The organism is Actinacidiphila paucisporea, from assembly GCF_900142575.1.
Taxonomy (GTDB): domain Bacteria; phylum Actinomycetota; class Actinomycetes; order Streptomycetales; family Streptomycetaceae; genus Actinacidiphila; species Actinacidiphila paucisporea.
The window spans coordinates 343,686-365,576 of the sequence record NZ_FRBI01000006.1; the positions used below are offsets into that span (position 1 = coordinate 343,686).

Below are 21,891 nucleotides of genomic sequence, written 5' to 3' on the forward strand. Positions count from 1 at the left end.
CGTGCACCGGCGCACACCAACCGGGAAGCTGTACGGGTGATGGACGAGACGCAGTTCTGGGAGATCGTCGACAGTACGCGCGAGGCGGCGGGCGGCGATCCGGAGGACCATGCCGACCTGCTCGTCGAACGCCTTGCCCAGCTCGACCCCGAGGCGGTGATCGACTTCGCGCGGCACTTCGAGACCCGCTTCATCCGGGCCTTCCGCTGGGACCTGTGGGGTGCCGCCGACATCATGCTCGGCGGCGCCGACGAGGAGTCCTTCGACTACTTCCGCTGCTGGCTCATCGGCCAGGGCAGGCACGTCTTCGAAGGCGCCCTGCACTCCCCCGACGACCTCGCCTTCCTCGTCACGGACTTCGACGCGGAGAACGACGGCGACGCGGAGGATCTGGGCTACGCCGCGGACGAGGCGTACGAACAGCTGACGGCGGTCCGGCTCCCCGACCTCGGGCTGCCCCACCAGGAGCGGCCCGAGGGCGACCCGCTCGACTTCGACGACGAATCCGCCATGGCGGCGCGCTTCCCGCAACTCTGGTCCCGCTTCACCTGACAGCGCGGCGCCCTCGCCGAGGCGCCGTCCGGGTCGCACAGGGGGCAGCGGAACAGATGCGGCCCGGCGCCTCCGTATGGCGCGGCCTCGCACGGCGTCGCACGGGGGAGGATGGCGGCATGCGTATCGCTGTCACTGGCGCGTCCGGTCTGATCGGGACCGCGCTGACCACCGCCCTGGCCCGGGACGGCCACGACGTCGTCCGCCTCGTGAGGCGGCAGCCCGAGGCGCCGGACGAGGTCCGGTGGGACCCGCAGCGCCGGGCGCTGGACCTCGGCGCGCTGGCGGGGTGCGGGGCCGTCGTGCATCTGGCGGGCGCCGGGGTGGGCGACCGGCGGTGGACCGAGGAGCGCAAGAGGGAGCTGTACGACAGCCGGGTGCTGGGGACGGCGACGATCGCCGCGGCGGTCGCGGCGATGGACACGCCCCCGGAAGTGCTGCTGTGCGGCACCGCGATCGGCTACTACGGCGACACCGGCGACACCTGGGTGGACGAGGACAGTCCGCCCGGCACGGGCTTCCTGGCGGACCTGGTCCAGGACTGGGAGGCCGCGGCGGAGCCGGCCGCGGCGGCCGGGGTGCGTACCGCCTTCGCCCGTACGGGACTGGTCGTGGCGCCGCACGGCGGCGCGTGGGGACGGCTGTTCCCGCTGTTCAAGGCGGGGCTCGGCGGCCGGCTCGGCAATGGCCGGCAGTTCTGGAGCTTCATCGCGCTGCACGACGAGGTCGCCGCGCTGCGGCACATTCTCGACACCGAGGCGCTGTCCGGCCCGGTCAACCTGACGGCCCCTCAGCCGCTGACGAACCGTGAGGTCACCGCGGCCATGGGCCGCGTCCTGCACCGGCCGACGCTCGCGGCCGTACCGGCGCCCGTGCTGCGTGCCGCGCTGGGCGAATTCGCCGGGGACGTGCTCGGCAGTCAGCGGGTGCGCCCCAAGCGGCTGCTGGAGTCCGGCTTCGCGTACGCCTTCCCGGAGATCGAGCAGGCCATCGGTGCGGCGTTGCGTACCGGATAAGGCCGGATCGAGCCGGTTGCGACCGCATCAGTTGCCTTTGATGGGGGCATGACCCTTACCAGCGTTCTGCGCCCCGCGCTTCGCGTGGATTGCGCTGTCGCTGACACGAGCGGGGAGTCGACCCGACCTCGGGGAGGGAAATCGTGCTTCTGCCAGCACGCCGCAAGACCACCGCAACACCTGTGGACGTCATCGTGATCGGAGCCGGGGCCGCCGGCCTGGCGGCCGCGCACCACCTGCTCGACGCCGGCCTGACGGTGACCGTGCTGGAGGCGGCGGAACGCGTCGGCGGCCGGATGGCCACCGACGAGGTCGCCGGCTTCCTGCTCGACCGCCGGCCGCACCTGCTCAACACCTCCTACCCCGAACTGCACCGCACCCGCGGGCTGCACGGCCTGCCGCTGGCACCGCTGGCACCCGGCGCACTGGTGCGGGCCGGCGGCCGCGGCTACCGGGTCGGCGACCGGCGGGGCGCCCGGTCGGGGCTCGGGTCGGCGCTGGACCGGGCGCTGCTGTCCGCCACGCTCAGCCGGCTGGCCGGCACGCCGGACGCGCGGCTCGCCGCCCGCCCCGAGACGACGGCCGCGCGGGCGCTGACCGGGCGCGGGTTCGCGCCGCGTACGGTCGACGGCTTCCTGCGGCCGCTGCTGGCCGCGCTGCTGTGCGACCCGGAGTTGCAGACGTCCAGCCGCGCCGCGGACCTGGTGCTGCGCGGTTTCGCCCGCGGCCGCACCTGCCTGCCCGCGGGCGGCTCGGCCGGTGTCCCGGCCCGGCTGGCGGCGGCCCTTCCGCCGGGCACCGTACGCCTCGGTACGCGCGCGGCGCGGGTCGCGGTCAGCAGCGTCCGGGTCGCCGACGGAAGGGAGCTGCCCTGCCGGGCCGTGCTCGTGGCGACCGGGGCGCGGGCGGCCGCGGACCTGCTGCCCGGGCTGCGGGTGCCCGCCTTCCACCAGGTCACCGTCTTCCACCACACCGCGCGGGTCGCCCCCCTGCGCGAACCGGTGCTGGTGCTCGACGCGGACCGGCTGGGGCCGGTCTCGCACACGCTGCCGGCCGGCGTGGTCGACCCGCTCCGGGCGCCGGGAGGGCGGCCGCTCATCACCTCGGTCGTACTGGGGCCGCCGCCGGACGGCGACTCCGACAAGGCGGTGCGGGCGCATCTGGCGGAGCTGTACGAGGCGTGTACCGACGACTGGGAACTCCTCGGCATCCACACCGACCCCGAGGCGGTCGCCGCGATGCCCGCCCCGCACGACCTGCGCCGCCCGGTCCGCCTCGTGCACGGCCTCTACGTCTGCGGCTCCCACCGCACCACCAGCACCCTCCAGGGCGCCCTCCACTCCGCCCGCCGGGCCGCCACCACCCTCCTCCTCGACACCGCCCGCCATCCCTCCGCCCAGCGGGCCGCGGCCTGACCCGCACCTCCCACCGGCGACCCACCGCCGAACGGACCACCCGCGCCCGCCCGGCGCCGGCCACGGATGGGATACGGCCCCCGCACCCTGGGGAGGTTGCCCGCGACGTCGGATGGCACCCGCCGGGGGCGGGGGGCACCCTCAGGCGAAGCTCTGGGTGGGGGCGCCTCCCGCGTCGCAGTAATGCGAATACGCACCGGCTGTTCCACCGCCGTGAAAACCGGCGCGAGATCGGCCCGGCGGTTATTCGGATTCGCCGTCACCCGGCAGAGCCGTCGCTATACTTTCGGCAAAGCCCGCATCAGCGGGTCTTTGACCTCCCGGGGGGAACGACATGGGGGGATTGCGCGACTCCCGATTAGTCGTCATCGCCTGCACGCTTACCTGCGTCGTCGCCGGGCTCGTCCTCGAAGTCGGCGCACAATTGCCCCGTACGTCCGTCGGCGTCGATCAGATGCGGCTTGTCAGAACGTCGGCGCCTCCGGACGCGCCATCGGGAATGGCGCCCGCCACGGGCGTTCCCCCGACGACGAGCACCGGGCCACCGCCGGGCGGCGGGCCCGCGACGGCGGGGCCGGGAACCACCTCCGGCACCCCGGGGCGCGGGGACGGCACGTCACCGGGGCCGCCGGGCACGGGGGACACGAGCGGCGAGGCGGGCGGTACCGGGAAGCCCGCCCGCACCACCGGCCCCGCCGGGAGCACGCGGCCGCCCGCACCGGCGGGGTGCGGCTCACCGAGAGCCGTCCACGGTTTCCGGGCCGAATTCGTCTTTCCGTGTGAGAAATCCGTGGTCGCCACCTATCCGGCGCTGTCCATTCACGTCTCGGCCTATCCGGCGGCCGGCCACGGAGCTGTCACAGTCGTCGAGACCGTCCTCACGGACAAGGACGGGCCGATCAAAGAGCGGCCCGTCTACGCGGTGCTCACGGACTACTTCCTGTCGGGCAGGAACAACAGCACCTGGTCGGGCTCGGTGCAGATCGGAAAACCCTGTATCCACGACCGCGGCCTGACGAAGCTGAGCATTTACCTCCTGACCCAGGACGGCGTGGAAACGGCGCTGCACACCTGGCGGCAGGGTGCGGCCATCGGCCGTATGCCCGCGGGCAGCGAGCTGATGGACGAGGTGACGGTCACCCGGCGCGGCTCCTGCGACGAGAGCACGCCGCCGGCCGACCCGACGACGACCGGCCCCGACCCGACGGCGAGCCCGGACCCCGAGCCGACGACACCGTCGCCCACCGGCCCGTCACCGACCAGCCCGTCGCCCACCGGCCCATCACCGACCAGCCCCTCGCCGACCGGGCCGTCGCCCACCACCGCGTCACCCACGGGTCCGTGACCCTGCGCGGCCCCCCGCGCACCACCCGCCAGATCCCGCAGCGCAGCCGAAAGGACGGCCCCGCATGCCAGAGAACGACGAGCCGACGCCCTCCGACGGGACCGGCAGCAGCACGCCTCCGGCCGCCGCCGACGGCGGCACGGTCGAGGTCGAGACACCCAGGACGAAGATCCAGGTCGCGGTGATCGGCGCGGCGGGCCTGGTGGTCGCCGGACTGCTCACCCTGATCGGCACTCTCGTCGCCACCGGCGGCGACTCCGGCGATCACATCGGTCCCCCCGCAGGGACGGTCGTCACCGGCGTGCCCGCTCCCCCGGCATCCACCACACCGCCGGTGACGACCGCGCCCCCGGTCGTCGACAAGCCGTGCGCCACGCCGAGGAAGGCGCACGGCTTCACCGCGGCCTTCGTCAGCCCCTGCACCGGGGCGACCCTCAAGTCGCCGTATCCGGTGATCACGCTCAAGGTCACGGGCTATCCGGAGGACGCCGCGCAGGGCCGGCTGTGGGTGTTCGTCAGGATTCTGACGAACGGCCGGGGCACACCGCTGGCCGACCGGCCGATGTACGGGGGCTCACCCATCGACGCCGGGCACGCCCGTCAGGTCGGCGCCACCACCTGGGCCAAGGATCTGCAGGTCTACGGCAGCTGCCACGAGTACGGCGCGGCCCAGATCCTCACCTACTGGCTGTCGCCGAGCGGGGCGCGGCAGGCCGCGAAGTGGCAGGCGGGGCAGGCGGTCACGGCGCCGTCCGGGAGCGTGAAGCTCGACGAGGTCACCGTCAACATGGAGGCCGGCGACTGCTGAGTCTCCTGCGCCCGCGGCGGCGGTCCGCGCCCGCTCCGGCGCGGACCGCCGCCGCGAGCCGCGCGGCCTGCTCGGCCTCCGCGGTCCCCTGCGGCGCCGCGGGGGCGTAGAGCGTGCGGTCCACCAGCTGTGCCAGCTCCCGCAGCGGCGGCAACCCGGTGGCCGCGCCGACGTCGCGGGCGGTTGTCGACGGCGAAGGGGGAGTCCCGCTGTCGCGCAGCGAGCGCGCCCACAGGCTCAGGATGCGCTGCCGGGGGCTCAGCTCGTCCCACATCCGCGCCCGGTCGCGCAGCCGCTCGGCGCGCCGGGCGCGCAGGACGACGGCGCCCGCGGCGGCCGCGGACAGCAGCAGGGCGGCGCCCGCGGCGAGGAACAGCAGCGACGCCGCGTGGCCCGGCCACGCGGAGCCGCCACCGGGAGACCCCGCGTCGGGTGGCGTGGCCGCCGCGGGCTCCGGGGAGGGGACGTGTCCGCCGGCGGCCGTACGGCCGGGCAGCGGCCAGTAGTCCACCCAGAGTCCACCGCCGTAGGCGATCTGCGGCCAGGCCACGGCGTCGCCGCCGAGGATGTCGAGCCCGCCGTCCGCCGCGACCTGCCGCCGCGGCGCGAATCCCGCCACCACCCGGCTGGACGCGCCGAGCATCCGGGCCGCGAGGGCGAACGCGGTCGCGTACTGGTCGCTGGTGCCGTGTCCTTCCCGCAGCGCCGCCGTCACCCCGTCGCAACCGTCCTCGACCGGGCCGGTGGCGTCCGCGCTGCCCGCCCCGGCGACCACCTGTGCCAGCTCCGCCAGCTGGCCGGCCACGGGAAGTTGCCGGTGCACCCGGTCGACCAGCCGGCGCAATTCGGGGCCCGCGCAGCCGGTGCTCGGCGGGACGGCGAGCGGCGCCCCCGCCGTAGTACGGGGGGTGACGTCCAAGGTCAGGGAGTACGCCGTGCCCGCGGCGGGAGTGCGTACGGCCTCGGTCCGCGGGTCGTAGCCGGTGCCTGCCGGTCGCGCGGACCGTACGCCGAAGGGGTGCGGCACCAGGCGCTCGGCATGTGCGAGCACGACGTCGACCCCGGTGCCGGCGCTGCCCGCCGGCAGCGCGGTGAGGGCGGGCGACGACTGCCAGCCGGTGCCGCCGCGGTAGGTGCCGTAGGCGAGCAGCGGCCACAACCGCCCGGCCGCGCCCGGCGCCCCGGTGAAGCGGGCGTGCAGGACCGGCGCGCTCGGGGCGCCGGTCCATCGCGGCAGCCGGGACAGCGGATCGGTCTCGGGGGCATCCGCGTGCCGCCGGGCCACGGCGTCGCGGTGCGCCGGCAGGTGCGGCGGCGAAACGAACACCCCGCCGGCCGCGACGCACGCGACGATCCCCACCGCGCCCGCGCTCCGCCACCACCCGGCCGGTCCGCCCCGCCGCGCGGCGAGCAGCATCCCGGCGAGCGTCGCCGCCACGGTCGCGGCCAGCAGCGCCTCCCAGACCCGTCCCATGTCCGTCACCGCCCCAGCGGCATGTCGGCGAGGTCCTCCACGGACGTGATCCGCAGCACGCGGAAGCCGGCGTATCGGCGCGGGCCGGACGGTGCGGGGCCCGGCGGGACCGCGTGCAGGCAGATCACCGTGGCGCGGTGGGCGCTCAGGGCGGACAGGGCCGGGCGCCACAGGGCGGGGTCGCGGGTGGTGGCCAGGACCGCGAGGGCGCCGTTCTGGACAGCCGCGGCGAGGCGGGCGAGGGCGGTGGTGGAGGTGTCCTGACGCGGGGTCACGCGGGCCAGGAGGTCCAGGACGCCCGCTGCGGCTTCCGCCCCCGGGGTGGCCAGCCGGGGGGCGCCACCGAGACCGGCCAGGGTGACCGGGAGGCCGAGGCGCAGGACGCTCAGTGCGACGGCGGCCGCGCAGTCGACCGCCGTCTCGAAGGCCTCGCCGTCCGGCGCGGCGGTGTCCAGCAGGACCGCGGCGGGTGCCGAGCCGCCGCCGCGCCGTTCGCGGACGTGGAAGGCGCCGGTGCGCAGGGTGCCGCGCCAGTCGAGCAGGCGCGGGTCGTCGCCTGGGGCGTAGGGGCGCAGGCCGTGGATCTCGAACGCCTCGTCCGTGTCGAGCCGGGCGGCGCCCAAGGCGTGGGCCGCGGCGGCCTCCGTCACCCACGGCAGGACGGCCGGGGTGCGCGGGCGGACGGTGAACGGCGCGCCGGGCGGCGACGGTCGCGTGCGGGTCACCGCGAGGCCGAGCGGGTCGTGGTATTCGGCGACGGCCGGGCCGAGCCGCCACACGCCGCGGGGGAGGGCGGGGCAGGCGGCGGTCCAGCCGCGCCCGGCGAGCGGCAGCGTGCGTGCGCCGTCCGGCAGCGCGTCGTCCAGCGTGCCGCGGATCGCGGGTGTCGCGGCGCCGGCGCGTCCGGCCGGGGCGCAGCGCAGCCGCGGCTGCTCGCCGCGGACGAACGACGCGGCGGGCAGCGAGGCGCGGGCGACGCCGGGCCGCCGCCCGAACCGCCCGTCGGCCCAGGCCGCGGCGCAGGCCAGCAGCGCGGCGGCGCCGACGCCGAAGAGCGGGCGCAGCCCGCCGGCGGCCCCGAGCACGACCGCGGCGGTGCCCGCACCGCCGCCCCACCGGCCGACGGTCGTCAGCCGTATGCGCCTGCCGTCCGCGGCCCTCAGGGCGCGCATGCGGCGTTCTCCGGGGCGGTCACGCGGGTTACCAGCTCGGTGATCACCGCCGCCGGGTCGCCCGTCGCGGCGCCCGAGGGCTCCACCCGGTGGGCCAGCACCGGTACGGCCAGCCGCTGGACGTCCTTGGCGTCGGCATGGGCGCGGCCGTCGAGGAAGGCGCGGGCGCGGGCCGCGGCCACCAGGGCGCGGGTGGCCCTGACGCTGACGCCGTGGGTCAGGGCCCCGGTGGTACGGGTCGCCTCGGCGAGGTCGACGGCGTAGCCGACCAGGGTGTCGGTGGCGGTCACGGCGGCGAGGGCGCGGCGTGCGGCCACGATGTCGGCGGCATGCAGCGTCGGCTCCCCGAAGTTCCCGGGGTCGCCGGGGTCGGCCAGCCGGCCCGCGGCGATCGCCACCTCGGCCTCCCGCGCGGGGAAGCCGACGCCCACCCGGATCATGAAGCGGTCCAGTTCCGCCTCGGGCAGCAGATACGTGCCGTTGAGGTCCACCGGGTTCTGGGTGGCGACCACGAAGAAGGGGTCGGGCAGCCGGTGGGTGCGGTCGGCGACGGTGACCCTGCCCTCCTCCATGGCTTCGAGCAGCGCGGACTGCGTCCGGGGCGAGGCCCGGTTGATCTCGTCGGCGACGACCACATGGGCGAACAGCGGCCCGGGCCGGAAGTCGCTCAGGCCGCCGGTCAGCAGCGGCTGCTCGTAGCCGGTGATCTCGGCGGGCAGCAGGTCGGGGGTGAACTGCACCCGCCGCCACGCCGTGACGCCCGGCGCCGGCCCGAGGCAGGCCGCGATGGCCCGCGCCAGCGTGGTCTTGCCGGTGCCCGGCTTGCCCTCGACCAGCAGGTGCCCGCCGGCCAGCAGGCAGATCGCGGCCATCTCCACCGCCGCCCGCTGTCCAGCGAAGGCGCGCTCCACCGGCTGGATCAGACCGGTACGGATCCGCTCCGCCCAGTCCGTACCCCCGGCCACAGCAGTGGCGGACATCAGCACCCCCTGGCTCCGGCCCCCCGGCCGGATCGCGACCGGCCGGGGCGGGCGCCCGTACCGTCACCGCGAACGTACCGTCGGTGACCGGCCGGGAGTGCGTGAACCCGACCACTCGCACACCTTCGGTACGAGGCGCTACTGCGACGGGCGCAGGGCGGTCCCGCAGGGACCCGCGGGCCCCGAAAGGGCGCGAGGCCTGAGGTTCCGAAGGGCCCGAAGGGCCCGAAGGGCCCGAAGGGGCTCAGAAGGCGAAGCCGGCGGCGTCCGCCCGGGTGAAGAAGGCCCTGGCGGCGGCGGAGTCGCGGTGGGGGTCGAGGCGGCGGGCGAAGTCGCGGGCGTATTCCGCCGCGCGGGCGGACCGCATGTCCGCGGCCTGACGGACGACCTCGGTGCCCAGGGCGCAGGCGGCGTCGACCTCGCCCAGCGCGAGCCGGGCCGAGGCCAGGACGGCCCGGCAGAAGAGCCGGCTGCGCGCGTAGCCGGGTGCGCGCAGCCGGAGCGAGTGCTCCGCCTGCCGGACGGCCGCCCGGTGCTGCTGGAGGTCCCGGTGGCAGTGCGCGAACTCGTCCGCGAGCTGCGCCTCGTCGAAGAACCGCGCCCAGGGCGGCAGTTCGTCCCCCGGCCGGGCGGCGGCGAAGGCGCGCTCCGCCTGGGACAGCGCCGCCGTGCAGGCGCGGGACTCGCCGAGCACACCGTGCCCGCGGGCCTCGGCCGCGTGCGTCAGGGCCTGGACGGCGGGCGGCGCTCCCGTGCCGATGCCCTGCTGGGCGACCCGCGCCAGCTGTACGGCCTCGCGCCCGTGCCCGAGGTAGACGGCCTGGCGGCTCATCGTGACCAGGACGTAGCCGCCGTAGACCCGGTCGCCGGCGGCCTGGGCGAGCCGCAGCGACTGGACGAAGTAGCGCTGGGCCAGGCCGTGCGCGCCGATGTCGTACGACGTCCAGCCGGCCAGCCGGGTCAGGTCGGCGACGCAGGAGAAGAGCCGCCGGCCCTGGACCTCGCCATAACTGCCGCGCAGCATCGGCTCGGCCTCGTGTTCGAGGTAGCGGACGAGGGCCTGGCGGGCGTGCCCGCCGCCGTAGGCGTGGTCGAGGGTGCGGAAGAGGTCGCCGACGGACCGCAGCGCCGCGATGTCGCCGGCCCCGACCCGCCCCGCGGGGGCGGCGCCCTGCGCTGCGGGCCGTAAGTCCCGCCCCGGCCGCGGAGTGCCGCGGATCTGCGCGGGCACCCGCACCGCCCCCCGGCGGGTGACCGTGTCGTCCGCCGAGCCGATCAGCCAGTCCCTGCTGGGGACGACGAGCCCCGCCGGGCTGAACGCGATCTTGCGCAGCTCCGCCTGGTTCCCGGTGTCCTTGCGCCACAGCCCGCTGACGATGTCGACCGCCTCGCCGGGGGTGGCGGCGTATTCGAGCCCGGCGTAGACCGGCGCGCACGCGTCGAGGCCGAGGTCCTGCGCGGACAGCCGGCGGCCGAGCCGCTGCGTGAAGACCTCGGCGATGAGCGCGGGCGAGGTGCCACGCGGCTGCTGGCCGCGCAGCCAGCGGGTCACGGACGTCTTGTCGTAGCGCAGGTCGAGCCCGTGCTCCTGGCCGAGCCGGTCGACGCGGCGGGCGAGGCCGGCGTGCGAGAAGCCGGCCTCCGCGATGAGGGCGGCGAGGCGGGTGTTGCGCCGGAGCGGCCGGCCGGTGCGGGCGGCCTTCTCACCGGCCCCCTCCTCGCCCGCCTCCCCCTGGTCGCCGGGCGGGTGGTGCGGGGGTCCGGCTGCGCCGCGCCCCGGCCGGGCGGCCGGGCCGGTGGTGGGTCCGTTCGGGGTTCGCTGCGTGGCACGGTCCGTCATCGGCGGTGCGGCCCACTTCCTCTGCAGTGTCTTCAGATCGGCGTGAATGTAACGGTCAGCGCCACCCAGCTCACCGCAAGAGCCGCATATTCGTCCGATTGAGCGACAACAGTCATCATTGCCGGGTAAGCCGTCCGCACCGGTACGAGCCACCGTGGTATGGCGCTGCCCGGAGCAGGCCGGCGCGCGCCGCCGCCGTACAGTTGCAGGGGCGCGTATCGCACAGCAGAGGAGTCGTCGTCGTGAGTGAGCTGCAGTTCGTTCACCTGGGTTTCGGGGCTGACGCCGTGGAGTACGGGGAGGCCTGGCAACGGCAGCGCACGGTGCACGCGGCCCGCTTCGCCGACGAGATCCCGGACACGTGCCTGCTGCTCGAACACCCGCCGGTCTACACGGCGGGCCGCCGCACGGCCGACAGCGAGCGGCCGCTCGACGGGACCCCCGTGGTGGACGTGGACCGCGGCGGCAAGATCACCTGGCACGGCCCCGGCCAGCTGGTGGGCTACCCGATCCTGAAGCTGCCCCGCCCGGTCGACGTCGTGGCCCATGTGCGGCGGCTGGAGGACGCGCTGATCGCGACGGCGGCGGAGTTCGGCGTGCGGACCAGCCGGGTGGAGGGCCGCTCGGGCGTGTGGGTGCTGGGCGACCCGGTCGAGCAGCGGAGCACGGCGGGGAGCGCCGGCGGCCTCGTGCTGGACTTCGACCCGCGGCTGGCCGACGACGAGTTCGATCCGCGGCTGAACGGCCCCGAGTACGCCCCCTCCAACGCCGGCCAGCGCCGCGAGGACCGCAAGCTCGCCGCGATCGGCATCCGCGTCGCCAAGGGCGTGACCATGCACGGCTTCGCCCTGAACTGCAACCCCGACACCACCTGGTTCGACCGGATCGTGCCGTGCGGCATCAGGGACGCGGGCGTCACGTCGCTGTCCGAGGAGCTGGGCCGGGACGTGAGCGTGGCCGAGGTGCTGCCCGTGGTGCGCAAGCACCTCGACGCGGTGCTGACCGCGGCCGTCCCGCTCCCCCGGGCCGTCTAGGAATTCCGGGGCGTACCCTGGCGTTCACCGAAGAATCTAAGCCGTAGGCACATTCTCAGCTTTAGGGAGCCGGTCGTGTCCGCAGTCGCACCCGACGGACGCAAGATGCTGCGCCTGGAGGTCCGCAACAGTCAGACCCCCATCGAGCGCAAGCCCGAGTGGATCAAAACCCGGGCGAAGATGGGTCCCGAGTACACCCAGATGCAGAAGCTCGTCAAAAGCGAGGGCCTGCACACGGTGTGCCAGGAGGCGGGCTGTCCCAACATCTACGAGTGCTGGGAGGACCGCGAGGCGACCTTCCTCATCGGCGGCGACCAGTGCACCCGGCGCTGCGACTTCTGCCAGATCGACACCGGCAAGCCGCAGGCCCTCGACCGCGACGAGCCGCGCCGGGTCGGCGAGTCCGTCGTCACGATGGACCTGAACTACGCCACGATCACCGGCGTGGCGCGCGACGACCTGGAGGACGGCGGCGCGTGGCTGTACGCCGAGACCGTCCGGCAGATCCACGCCATGACCGCCGACCGGTCCGCCGGACGGACCAAGGTCGAGCTGCTCATCCCCGACTTCAACGCCGAGCCCGCGCAGCTCGCCGAGGTCTTCGGCGCCCGCCCCGAGGTGCTGGCGCACAACGTCGAGACGGTGCCGCGGATCTTCAAGCGCATCCGCCCCGGTTTCCGCTACGAGCGCTCGCTGGAGGTCATCACCCGGGCGCGGGAGGCGGGCCTGGTCACCAAGTCCAACCTGATCCTGGGCATGGGCGAGGAGCGCGAGGAGATCAGCCAGGCGCTGCAGGACCTGCACGACGCCGGCTGCGAGCTGATCACGATCACGCAGTACCTGCGGCCCTCGGTGCGGCACCACCCGGTGGAGCGGTGGGTGAAGCCGGCCGAGTTCGTGGAGCTGAAGGAGGAGGCCGAGGAGATCGGCTACGCGGGTGTGATGTCCGGGCCGCTGGTCCGCTCGTCCTACCGCGCGGGGCGGCTCTTCCAGCAGGCCGTCGACCGCCGCCAGGCGGTATGACGGCGGGCGCGTGCCCGTCACGGTCGGTGGGCGCGAGCACCGTACGACCGGCGGGCCCGAGCACCGTACGGCCGGTGGTCGCCGGCCCGGTGTGAGACCCCTCACCCGGGTGTATCGCCCTGCCGGAAGAGTGACCTGGCGGGGCGGTGCGCGGGCGGCGACGAGGCTTTCATGTGAGATTGACCGAGTGGTCACCGGCTGGTAACACGATGTGGCGAGCCTGGTTCCACCATTCTCGGCTCCACCCTTTGCTTCGCACCGCACGTCAGCAGATCAGCACGTCCGGTTCTCTCGTTGTCCCGTTGCCTTTGCGCTCGCTGCCCTGAGGGGGACGCCATGCCGCCGTCCGAGTCGGTCCACGCCCGTCCGTATCTCCAGCTGCCCACGCACGCTCCGGTGTCCGGTGCGCTGCGGGCCGTAGAAAGCTTTCTGCTGCGCGGCGGCCAGCAGACCGCCCGCCGCAACGCCTGGGCGTCGGTGGTCGCCGACCGCCAGCGCGCCAAGGACCGCAGGGAGGCGGAGCACGAGCTGGCCGCCCTGCTGACAGGCGTGCGCGGGGACGCCGTACGCGAGTGATCGCGGCGGGTGGCCGCGGTGACGGGTGAGCGGGCGGCCACGTATCCTTTGCCACATGGCGAGGAAGGAAACATCCGAGAACCCTGGGCGACTGGCACAGATCGTCCAGACCTACAAGATGACCAGGCAGGCCGACTCCAAGATCGGGCTTGTCATTGCGGCTGTGGGAATCGTCACCTTCGGTGTCATCCTCGCCCTCGGCTTCTTGATCGGTCACCCCATCTGGGCCGCGATCCTGGGGCTTTTGCTGGCGCTGCTCGCGATGGCGGTGGTCTTCGGCCGCCGCGCCGAGCGGGCCGCCTTCGGGCAGCTGGAGGGCAAGCCGGGCGCGGCTGCCGCCGTGCTGCAGAACATCGGCCGCGGCTGGACGGTGTCGCCGGCGGTGGGCATGAACAAGAGCCAGGACGTCGTCCACCGGGCGGTCGGCAAGGCCGGTGTGGTGCTGGTCGGCGAGGGCAACCCCAACCGGGTCAAGGGCCTGCTGGCCAACGAGAAGAAGAAAGTCTCCCGGGTCGTCTACGACGTGCCGGTCCACGACTTCGTCGTCGGCAACGGCGAGGGCCAGCTGCCGCTCAAGAAGCTGCGCGCGACGCTGCTGCGCCTCCCGCGCACGCTGAGCGGCCCGAAGACCACCGAGGTCAACGACCGCCTCAAGTCGCTGGGCGACCTGATGTCGAACATGCCGATCCCCAAGGGCCCGATGCCGAAAGGCATGCGGATGCCGCGGGGTCGCTGACCCCCTGACGAGGAAGGGCGCCCCCACGCGGGGACGCCCTTCTTTTTTGCGCCTTGCTTCTGCGCTTCTCCGCTTCCACGCCTCAGATGCGGACCTGGACCGACTTGACGGCCCTGTCGTGCAGGCCGCGGGTGTCGCGGTCGAAGACGACGGCCGGCACGACCAGGACCAGCAGCAGCGTACGCAGGAGGGCGCCCAGCGGGCTGAGCCGGTTGCCGTCCACCTGGACGACCCGGATGCGCATGATCAACTTTCCCGGTGTGCTGCCGACGAGTCCGAGACCGATCACGCTCACCACGGCGAAGACGACGAGCGCCCAGTTGTTCGCCTGGTGCAGATTACGGTGCGCGATCAGACCGTATGCGATCAACACGCTGAGAACCCAGTCGACGAACAGTGCGGCGATCCGCCTGCCGACCGATGCGAGGGATCCGGGTCCGTCCTTGGGCAGACCGAGCCGCTCGCCCCGGTAGCCGAAGTCCGCGCCCATCTGCTCGGCGGCCGCACGGGGCCCCGACAGCCACGATCCGATTACTTCCCTGTTGTCCACCTGACAACGGTAACCCCCGCACGGCCCACCCCCACAGGGCGGGGACCGACCGTGCGGCGTCGCGGTTAACGTCTACGAAACAAATGGGTCATGCTGGAGAAATCCCTGATCCCTAAGGTCAGGGCAGTGTGCGCCACCGCACTGGCCGCACCTCGACCGCCAACCCGACCCGCGGGGCCGGGCCTAGGAGGAGTTGGATGTTCCAGAACGCCGACGACGTCAACAAGTTCATCTCGGACGAGGGCGTCAAGTTCGTCGACGTCCGGTTCTGCGACCTGCCCGGTGTGATGCAGCACTTCACGGTCCCGGTCTCGTCGTTCGACCCGACCGAGGAACTGGCCTTCGACGGCTCGTCCATCCGCGGCTTCCAGGCCATCCACGAGTCGGACATGGCGCTGCGCGCCGACCTGTCGACCGCGCGCGTGGACCCGTTCCGCAAGGACAAGACGCTCAACATCAACTTCTTCATCCACGACCCGATCACCGGCGAGCAGTACAGCCGTGACCCGCGGAACGTGGCGAAGAAGGCGGAGGCGTACCTGACGTCCACCGGTATCGCGGACACCGCGTACTTCGGTCCGGAGGCGGAGTTCTACGTCTTCGACAACGTCCGCTTCCAGACGTCCGCGAACGAGTCGTTCTACCACATCGACTCCGAGGCCGGCGCCTGGAACACCGGCTCGGTGGAGAACAACCGCGGCTACAAGGTCCGCTACAAGGGCGGCTACTTCCCCGCCCCGCCGGTCGACCACTTCGCCGACCTCCGCGCCGAGATCAGCCTCGAACTCGAGGCGGCCGGCCTCCAGGTCGAGCGTCAGCACCACGAGGTCGGCACCGCGGGCCAGGCCGAGATCAACTACAAGTTCAACACGCTGCTGGCCGCCGCCGACGACCTGATGCTCTTCAAGTACATCGTGAAGAACGTCGCCTGGCGCAACGGCAAGACCGCGACCTTCATGCCCAAGCCGATCTTCGGTGACAACGGCTCCGGCATGCACGTCCACCAGTCGCTCTGGCAGGGCGGCACCCCGCTCTTCTACGACGAGCAGGGCTACGCGGGCCTGTCGGACACCGCCCGCTACTACATCGGCGGCATCCTCAAGCACGCCCCGTCGCTGCTGGCCTTCACCAACCCGACGGTGAACTCCTACCACCGCCTGGTCCCCGGCTTCGAGGCCCCGGTCAACCTGGTCTACTCCCAGCGCAACCGCTCCGCCGCGATGCGCATCCCGATCACGGGCTCCAACCCCAAGGCCAAGCGCGTCGAATTCCGCGCCCCGGACCCGTCCTCGAACCCCTACCTCGCCTTCTCCGCCCTGCTCCTCGCGGGCCTCGACGGCGTCAAGAACAAGATCGAGCCGGCCGAGCCGATCGACAAGGACCTCTACGAGCTCGCCCCCGAGGAGCACGCGAGCGTCCCCCAGGTCCCCACCTCCCTCCCGGCCGTCCTCACCGCCCTGGAGAACGACAACGACTACCTCCAGGCCGGCGGCGTCTTCACCGCCGACCTGATCGAGACGTGGATCGACTTCAAGCGCACGAACGAGATCGCCCCGATCCAGCTCCGCCCGCACCCGCACGAGTTCGAGCTGTACTTCGACATCTAGGAAGACCCCGGGCCAGAGCGGGTCTCCGCTCCCCCGGGGCCGTCCGTGAGCCGTGGGCCGTCGCTTCCGTCATGGAGGCGACGGCCCACGGTTTTGTGCTCGCGCACGAGCCGGTCCGCCTCAGCCGGGCTTGGCGCCCGGCGGCGGGGTGGGGGTCAGGAAGTGGGTGACCGCGGCGACTTCCTGGTCGAGGGACGGCTGGAGGTCGGGGGGGACGGGGGTGAAGGGGTGGAGCTGGACGGGGGTGCGGGTCCAGGTGGCGAAGGTCAGGCCGTTGGCGAGGGCTGTGGGGCGGATGACGCCGCCGCCCGGCCAGATGTGGGGGCGGTGGGCGGCGGGGACGGACAGCGGCTGGGTGGAGTGGCTGAGGTGGTAGTCGTCGTAGGCCGGGATCAGGCGGACGTCGGTGGGTGCCGGGGGCGGCGGCTCGAGGTGGCCCGGGTCGGGGAGTGACTTCCAGGCGGTGCGGACCGCGGTGATCGGGAGGCCGGACCAGGTGGCGAAGTCCTGGGCGGTGGCGGGGGCGTGCGCCGCGAGGTAGCGGCGGGCGAGTTCGGCCAGGGCGGTGGGGGCATCCCGGTCGGGGGTGGTGGGGGTGGGCAGCCAGTCGGCGAGCAGGGCGTAGGTGGGCTCGCCGGCTCGGTGGGGGCCGTGGCACAGGACGCCGGTGAGAGCCGCGTGGCGGATCAGGTGGAAGGGGGCCTGGCCCTCCGGCGGGACGCCGAGTGCGGTGAGGCGGTCGGTCAACTCGGCTCGGGTGAGCGGGCCGTGCGTGGACAGGGCCCGCTCGATCAGCCGGTCGGAGCGCTCGCGCAGGTCCTCGTCGAGGCCGAGCTGCTGGTAGCGGCGGCGGCCGGCGGCCAGGGTCCGCGGGGAGAGCAGCCGCAGCAGCCAGTGGACGTCCTCGGCGTGGACGGTGTGGAGGGTGCCGCGCATGAACCAGCCGCGTACGATGCTCCGCTCGTCGTCGTACGCCGCGCGTACCGCCTGCCGGGTGAGGTCCCGGGCCCGTGCCCGGATACCCAGGTCGGCCGCCGTGGCGTCCTGGGCCTGCACCGCGAAGACCCGTCTGACGACCGCCTCCGCCGAGGCTTCGCGCACGCCGCCCGCCAGTGCCTGCGCCCGGGCCCGCAGCAGGCGGACGGTGTCGTCGTCGGTCATCGGCGTGGTCCTCTCTGACGGCCGCGTCGATTATCCCGAAGGGGAGGGAGCCGCGCGGCGGTCAGGGCCTCGGGGGGACACCGCCACCGACGCAACCGGGGGAAAAGGGGCACACTGAAGGCATGCCGGAGTTGCCTGAGGTCGAGTCGTTGGTGCGGTTTCTCGCTGGTCACGTCGTCGGAGGGGCCGTGGAGCGGGTGTATCCGGTGGCCTTCCACGCGTTGAAGACGTACGACCCGGCGGTCGGCGAGCTGGAGGGGCGGCGGGTCGGCGGGGTGGGGCGGTACGGGAAGTTCCTGGGGGTGGAGGCCGAGGGGCTGCATCTGGTGATGCACCTGGCCAGGGCGGGGTGGGTGCGGTGGCACGACGAGCTGCCGGAGGGCCCGCCGAAGGGCGGGAAGGGGCCGCTGGCGCTGCGGGTGCGGATGGCGGGCGGGGGCGGCTTCGACGTGACGGAGGCCGGGACGCAGAAGCACCTGGCCGTCTATGTCGTACGCGATCCGCAGCAGGTGCCGGGGATCGCGCGGCTCGGGCCCGACCCGCTGGACGCGGGCTTCACGGAGGAGGTCTTCGCGGGGCTGCTGCGCGGCGAGCGGCGGCAGGTCAAGGGGGTGCTGCGGGACCAGAGCGTGATCGCGGGGATCGGCAACGCGTACTCCGACGAGATCCTGCACGCGGCGAAGATGTCGCCGTTCAAGCTCGCGGCGGCGATGACGCCCGACGAGGTGGCGCGGCTGCACGAGGTGCTGGGTACGACGCTGGCGGACGCCGTCGAGCGGTCGCGGGGCCTGCCGCTGCGCGATCTGAAGGCGGAGAAGAAGAGCGGGCTGCGGGTGCACGGGCGCAGGGGCGAGCCGTGCCCGGTGTGCGGGGACACCATCCGCGAGGTGTCGTACCGCGACTCGTCGCTGCAGTACTGCCCGACCTGCCAGACCGGCGGCAAGCCGCTGGCCGACCGCCGGATGTCCCGGCTGCTCAAGTAGCCGGCGCGGGCGGGGAGCGGTCAGGCGCGGTCGATGTGCACGCTGGTGGACTTCACCCGGGCGACGGCCTCCGCGCCGACTTCGAGGCCCAGTTCCTCGACGGCCTCGCGGGTGACCAGGGAGACCAGCCGGTGCGGGCCGGCCTGGATCTCGACCTGGGCGGCGACGTCGCCGAGCTTGACGGCCGTCACGATGCCGGGGAAGGCGTTGCGCACCGACGTGGTCGAGGTCTCCGCGTCGTCGGTGTGGGCGATCTCGACGGCGAAGGCGGCCAGGTCGCGGCCGTCGATCAGCCGGCGCCCCGCGTCGTCGCGGTGCGTGGCGACGCGGCCCGCGTCGGCCCAGCGTCGTGCGGTGTCCGGGCTGACGCCGAGCAGGCGGGCGGCCTGGCCGATGGTGTACGACTGCATGGCCCCAGCCTATTGCGACGCCGGCAGCCGGGGACGCGGCAGGACCGCGGAAGGACCCCGACTCGCCAGCCACCTGGACCGGTGAATCCCTCGGCGCACTCGGGGGCGGCGGGGCAGACTTGCGCCATGACGTCGAAGCCGCTGAGCAAGGGTGCCAACACGCCGGTGACCGCCTCCGCCGTACGGGTGGTGCTGACCTGGACCGCCGGGCCGCCCGGCGGGACGGACCCGGACGCGTCCGCGCTGCTGCTGACGCGGGACGGGAAGGTGCGCGGCGACGACGACTTCGTCTTCTACAACCAGCCGCGGCACGCTTCGGGCGCGGTACGCCACATGGGCAAGCAGGGCGCCGCGGGCGGCACCGTGACCGACGCGGTCGAGGTGGACCTCGCCGGGCTGGAAGCGGTGGTCGACCGGGTGGTGCTGGCCGCGTCGGTGGACACCGGGACCTTCGGCGCGCTGTCGGGTCTCGGGCTGCGGCTGCTGGACGCCGGTTCCGGTACGGAGCTGGCGCACTTCGACTTCACGGCGGCGACCGAGACCGCGCTGGTCGGCGGCGAGCTCTACCGGCGGGACGGCGGCTGGCGCTTCCGGGCGATCGGGCAGGGTTACGCGGCCGGGCTGGCGGGGCTCGCGACGGACTTCGGGATCACGGTGGACGAGGACAACACCGCCGCGCACACCCCCGCGGCGCCCCGGCCCGCCACACCGCCGCCCGCTCCCCCCGCCTACCGGCGCCCGGCGCCTCCGCCGCCACCGCCGGCGGGTCCCCCGGCGACCGCGTACCCGCCGCCGGCCCCGCCCGCGTACCCCGCGCCGACCCCGAACGCCTACCCGCCGCCCGCGCCCACGGGCCCCGCGGCCCCGCTGCCGCCGCCGCCCGCGTACGGGGGGAACCCCTACGGAGCCCCGGCCCCGGCGCCCGCCCCGACCGGCGCCCCCCGCATGGTCAAGGGCGAGGAGGACCTGCCCATCGACATGCGCAAGCGCCTGTCGCTGCGCAAGGAGCAGGTCGCGGTGAGCCTGCGCAAGCACGGCGCCGAGGGCGCCACCGCCCGTATCGTGCTGGTGCTCGACGCCTCGGGCTCGATGGCGAAGCTGTACGCGGGCGGTGTGGTCGCCGGTGTGGTGGAGCGGATGGCGGCGGTCGCGGCCCAGCTGGCGCACGACGGCACGATGCAGGCCTGGACCTTCGCCAGCAACCCGGCCCGGCTGCCGCCGCTGACCCTGGGCGACCTGCCGGGCTGGATCGCGCTGCACGTGCGGATCGGCGAGCTGGTGCTCTTCGGCCGCCGCAAGAAGCCGCCGCGCGGGTTGCAGCCAGGCCAGGTCGACATGCGGGCGGTCGGCATCCAGAACGAGGAGCAGAAGGTCATCGCGCAGGTGCGCGACTTCGTCCGCGCGGAGCCGTCGCAGGACCCGACCTTCGTGCTGTTCTTCTCCGACGGCGGGGTGCACCGCAACGCGGAGATCGAGCAGCAGCTGCGGGCGGCGGTGGAGGAGCCGATCTTCTGGCAGTTCGTGGGCCTGGGCCGGTCGAACTACGGCATCCTGGAGCGCTTCGACACGATGGGCGGCCGGCGGGTGGACAATGTCGGCTTCTTCGCCGTGGACGACATCGCGACGCTGTCGGACGCCGAGCTGTACGACCGCATCCTCACCGAGTTCCCGTCCTGGCTGAAGGCCGCCAGAGGGGCGGGCATCCTGCGCTGAGCCGGGCCGGACGGCCGAGCCCGAGGCCGGACGGCCGAGCCCGAGGCCGGACGGCCGAGCCCGAGGCCGGACGGCCGAGCCCGAGGCCGGACGGCCGAGCCCGGGGACGGACGGCCGAGCCCGGGGACGGACGCGGCGGCGGTACGGCCGGGGGATGGCGTCTCCGCCGTACCGCCGCTGCGTGCGGGGGCGCGCCCGCGGTCAGGCGTTGAAGACGTGCAGTCCCGATGCCTGGCCGGCCGGCCAGCCGGTGTTGGCGGTGAAGACCAGCCGGACGTAGCGGGTGGTCGCGGCGCTCGGCAGGGTGAGCGTCGAGGTGTTGCCGGTGGCCGGGTCGAAGGTGTGGGCGCCGGCGGCCAGCAGGGTGCTGAAGGTGCCGCCGTCGGTGCTGCCCTGGACCGCGATGGTCTGGCTGCGGGTGGCCCACGCGGTGGCCGGTGGCAGGTCGACCACGATCCGCTTGACGGTGGTGGCGCCGCCGAGGTCGACCTGGAGCCACTGCGGGAAGGCGTTGTTAGCGCTCTCCCAGTAGGTGTTCTGGTCGCCGTCGACGGTGTTGCCCGAGCCGTAGTTCTGGGTGTGGCTGCTCTCCGAGGTCGGCTTGTGCAGGGCCAGGTCGGTGGTGGAGGAGGTCGCGTCGGTGGTGACGGTGACCTGGTTGGAGGGCTGCGACACGCCGCCGGCCGCGTCGAGCGCCACCACGTCGAAGGTGTAGGCGGTGGCGGGGGTGAGGCCGGTGACGGTGAAGGCGGTGCCTGAGGTGGTGCCGACCTGGGTGCCGGTGCCGCCGCTGACCCGCAGGACGCGGTAGCCGGTGACGCCGACGTTGTCGGTGGCCGCGGTCCAGGCCAGGGCGACCGTGGTGTCGGTGTGGCCGGTGGACTGCAGGGCGCCGGGGGCGCTCGGCGGTACGGTGTCGCCGCCGCCGCTGAGGACCGGTTGGGTGGGGCGGGTGGGGGTGAGGGCGATCTGGCCTTTGAGCATGCGGCCGCCGTCGCCGGTGAGGCGTAGGTAGTAGTCGGCGGAGCAGGCGGTGCCGTCTTCGTCGAGGGCGAGGAGTCCGGAGTTGGTGGGCGTCCATGCCTGGGTCTCGGCGGTTTTGGCGATCTGGTTGCCTTCGTTGTACTCGTCGAACATGGAGATGTAGATGCCTTGGACGCCGGCTTTGGTCATGTTGTAGAACTGGCGCCACATGAAGTCGCCGTGGGCGCGTTGGCGCAGGTTGAGGGTGCCGGGCAGGACGCAGGGTTGGTAGTCGATGCCGTGGGCGGCGCAGTCGGCCAGGTCGGGGACGGTGGCGACGTTGTAGAAGTTGTCGGCGTCGGCGACGCTGCCGATCCGGCCGACCATCCACGGGCTGATCATGTGGAAGGCGTGGTAGACGTCGATGAATCCGGGCCGGGAGTCGCGGTCGCCGGTGCGCCACCAGGTCGGGACTCCGCCGATGACGTAGCAGCCCTGGTTCTTGAACCAGTTGACGACGTCCAGGCACGCGG

Annotated in this window: 20 protein-coding genes; 12 read left to right on the top strand and 8 right to left on the bottom strand. The window is 73.9% G+C overall.

Annotated features, from left to right (window positions below):
- Positions 1-39: 39 nt before the first annotated feature.
- The 5 genes from BUE44_RS12970 to BUE44_RS12990 all read left to right on the top strand — a co-directional run bounded on the left by BUE44_RS12970 (position 40) and on the right by BUE44_RS12990 (position 5,136).
- A complete protein-coding gene (locus tag BUE44_RS12970; protein WP_073497466.1) occupies positions 40-552 on the top strand; it encodes a DUF4240 domain-containing protein in 513 nt (170 codons plus the stop codon).
- A 119-nt stretch (positions 553-671) separates the two neighbouring features.
- Positions 672-1,568, top strand: coding sequence for a TIGR01777 family oxidoreductase (locus tag BUE44_RS12975; protein ID WP_073497468.1), 897 nt, complete (start codon positions 672-674; stop codon positions 1,566-1,568).
- Between the two features lie 143 nt (positions 1,569-1,711).
- The gene (locus tag BUE44_RS12980) at positions 1,712-2,983 is read left to right on the top strand and encodes an NAD(P)/FAD-dependent oxidoreductase (RefSeq protein WP_235002092.1); all 1,272 of its coding nucleotides are present in this window, start codon (positions 1,712-1,714) and stop codon (positions 2,981-2,983) included.
- Positions 2,984-3,773: 790 nt separating this feature from the next.
- Positions 3,774-4,328, top strand: a complete 555-nt coding sequence (locus BUE44_RS12985) for a hypothetical protein (RefSeq protein WP_073497470.1) — start codon at positions 3,774-3,776, stop codon at positions 4,326-4,328.
- 64 nt (positions 4,329-4,392) lie between these two features.
- A complete protein-coding gene (locus BUE44_RS12990) occupies positions 4,393-5,136 on the top strand; it encodes a hypothetical protein (protein WP_073497473.1) in 744 nt (247 codons plus the stop codon).
- On the opposite strand, the gene BUE44_RS12995 is transcribed toward BUE44_RS12990, so the two are convergent.
- The 4 genes from BUE44_RS12995 to BUE44_RS13010 all read right to left on the bottom strand — a co-directional run bounded on the left by BUE44_RS12995 (position 5,111) and on the right by BUE44_RS13010 (position 10,602).
- Complete coding sequence (locus tag BUE44_RS12995) at positions 5,111-6,610, bottom strand: transglutaminase domain-containing protein (protein ID WP_073497476.1); 1,500 nt, start codon at positions 6,608-6,610, stop codon at positions 5,111-5,113. The two genes, BUE44_RS12990 and BUE44_RS12995, sit on opposite strands and share 26 nt — an antisense overlap.
- Before the next feature lie 5 nt (positions 6,611-6,615).
- Positions 6,616-7,782, bottom strand: coding sequence for a DUF58 domain-containing protein (locus BUE44_RS13000; protein ID WP_073497478.1), 1,167 nt, complete (start codon positions 7,780-7,782; stop codon positions 6,616-6,618).
- On the bottom strand, positions 7,770-8,762 hold the full coding sequence (locus BUE44_RS13005) for an AAA family ATPase (RefSeq protein WP_143172502.1): 993 nt from the start codon (positions 8,760-8,762) through the stop codon (positions 7,770-7,772). The genes BUE44_RS13000 and BUE44_RS13005 overlap by 13 nt, the downstream gene beginning before the upstream one ends.
- Positions 8,763-9,006: 244 nt before the next feature.
- The gene (locus tag BUE44_RS13010) at positions 9,007-10,602 is read right to left on the bottom strand and encodes a regulator (protein ID WP_235002094.1); all 1,596 of its coding nucleotides are present in this window, start codon (positions 10,600-10,602) and stop codon (positions 9,007-9,009) included.
- A gap of 242 nt (positions 10,603-10,844) precedes the next feature.
- Between BUE44_RS13010 and lipB the strand changes: the two genes are divergently transcribed.
- The 4 genes from lipB (at position 10,845) to BUE44_RS13030 (ending at position 13,971) form a co-directional block, all read left to right on the top strand.
- Positions 10,845-11,636: a lipoyl(octanoyl) transferase LipB gene (gene lipB / locus BUE44_RS13015; RefSeq protein ID WP_079189691.1), complete on the top strand. Its 792-nt coding sequence runs from the start codon at positions 10,845-10,847 to the stop codon at positions 11,634-11,636.
- A 75-nt stretch (positions 11,637-11,711) separates the two neighbouring features.
- Positions 11,712-12,659 carry a lipoyl synthase gene (lipA, locus tag BUE44_RS13020; protein WP_073497482.1) on the top strand — a complete coding sequence of 316 codons (948 nt, stop codon included), beginning with the start codon at positions 11,712-11,714 and terminating at the stop codon, positions 12,657-12,659.
- 336 nt (positions 12,660-12,995) lie between these two features.
- Positions 12,996-13,235 carry an SCO2195 family GlnR-regulated protein gene (locus BUE44_RS13025; RefSeq protein WP_073497484.1) on the top strand — a complete coding sequence of 80 codons (240 nt, stop codon included), beginning with the start codon at positions 12,996-12,998 and terminating at the stop codon, positions 13,233-13,235.
- Positions 13,236-13,290: 55 nt separating this feature from the next.
- Positions 13,291-13,971 (top strand): DUF4191 domain-containing protein, encoded by a 681-nt coding sequence (locus BUE44_RS13030; RefSeq protein WP_073497486.1) that lies wholly within the window; start codon positions 13,291-13,293, stop codon positions 13,969-13,971.
- An 82-nt stretch (positions 13,972-14,053) separates the two neighbouring features.
- Here BUE44_RS13030 and BUE44_RS13035 read toward each other — a convergent pair whose 3' ends face one another.
- Positions 14,054-14,521: an RDD family protein gene (locus BUE44_RS13035; protein ID WP_073497488.1), complete on the bottom strand. Its 468-nt coding sequence runs from the start codon at positions 14,519-14,521 to the stop codon at positions 14,054-14,056.
- A gap of 197 nt (positions 14,522-14,718) precedes the next feature.
- On the opposite strand from BUE44_RS13035, the gene glnA reads away from it, so the two are divergent.
- Positions 14,719-16,128: a type I glutamate--ammonia ligase gene (gene glnA / locus BUE44_RS13040; RefSeq protein ID WP_073497490.1), complete on the top strand. Its 1,410-nt coding sequence runs from the start codon at positions 14,719-14,721 to the stop codon at positions 16,126-16,128.
- A 120-nt stretch (positions 16,129-16,248) separates the two neighbouring features.
- On the opposite strand, the gene BUE44_RS13045 is transcribed toward glnA, so the two are convergent.
- Positions 16,249-17,289, bottom strand: a complete 1,041-nt coding sequence (locus tag BUE44_RS13045) for a winged helix DNA-binding domain-containing protein (protein WP_073497493.1) — start codon at positions 17,287-17,289, stop codon at positions 16,249-16,251.
- 122 nt (positions 17,290-17,411) lie between these two features.
- Here BUE44_RS13045 and BUE44_RS13050 point away from each other — a divergent pair, with 122 nt between their 5' ends.
- Positions 17,412-18,272 (top strand): Fpg/Nei family DNA glycosylase, encoded by an 861-nt coding sequence (locus BUE44_RS13050; protein ID WP_073497495.1) that lies wholly within the window; start codon positions 17,412-17,414, stop codon positions 18,270-18,272.
- A 20-nt stretch (positions 18,273-18,292) separates the two neighbouring features.
- Here the strand turns inward: BUE44_RS13050 and BUE44_RS13055 are convergent, their stop codons facing one another.
- Positions 18,293-18,682: a TOBE domain-containing protein gene (locus BUE44_RS13055; RefSeq protein WP_073497497.1), complete on the bottom strand. Its 390-nt coding sequence runs from the start codon at positions 18,680-18,682 to the stop codon at positions 18,293-18,295.
- A gap of 126 nt (positions 18,683-18,808) precedes the next feature.
- Between BUE44_RS13055 and BUE44_RS13060 the strand changes: the two genes are divergently transcribed.
- Positions 18,809-20,395 carry a VWA domain-containing protein gene (locus tag BUE44_RS13060; RefSeq protein ID WP_073497499.1) on the top strand — a complete coding sequence of 529 codons (1,587 nt, stop codon included), beginning with the start codon at positions 18,809-18,811 and terminating at the stop codon, positions 20,393-20,395.
- Positions 20,396-20,596: 201 nt separating this feature from the next.
- Here the strand turns inward: BUE44_RS13060 and BUE44_RS13065 are convergent.
- Positions 20,597-21,891, bottom strand: a 1,295-nt coding sequence (locus BUE44_RS13065) for a discoidin domain-containing protein (RefSeq protein WP_073497502.1), incomplete at its 5' end; no start/stop codon positions are given.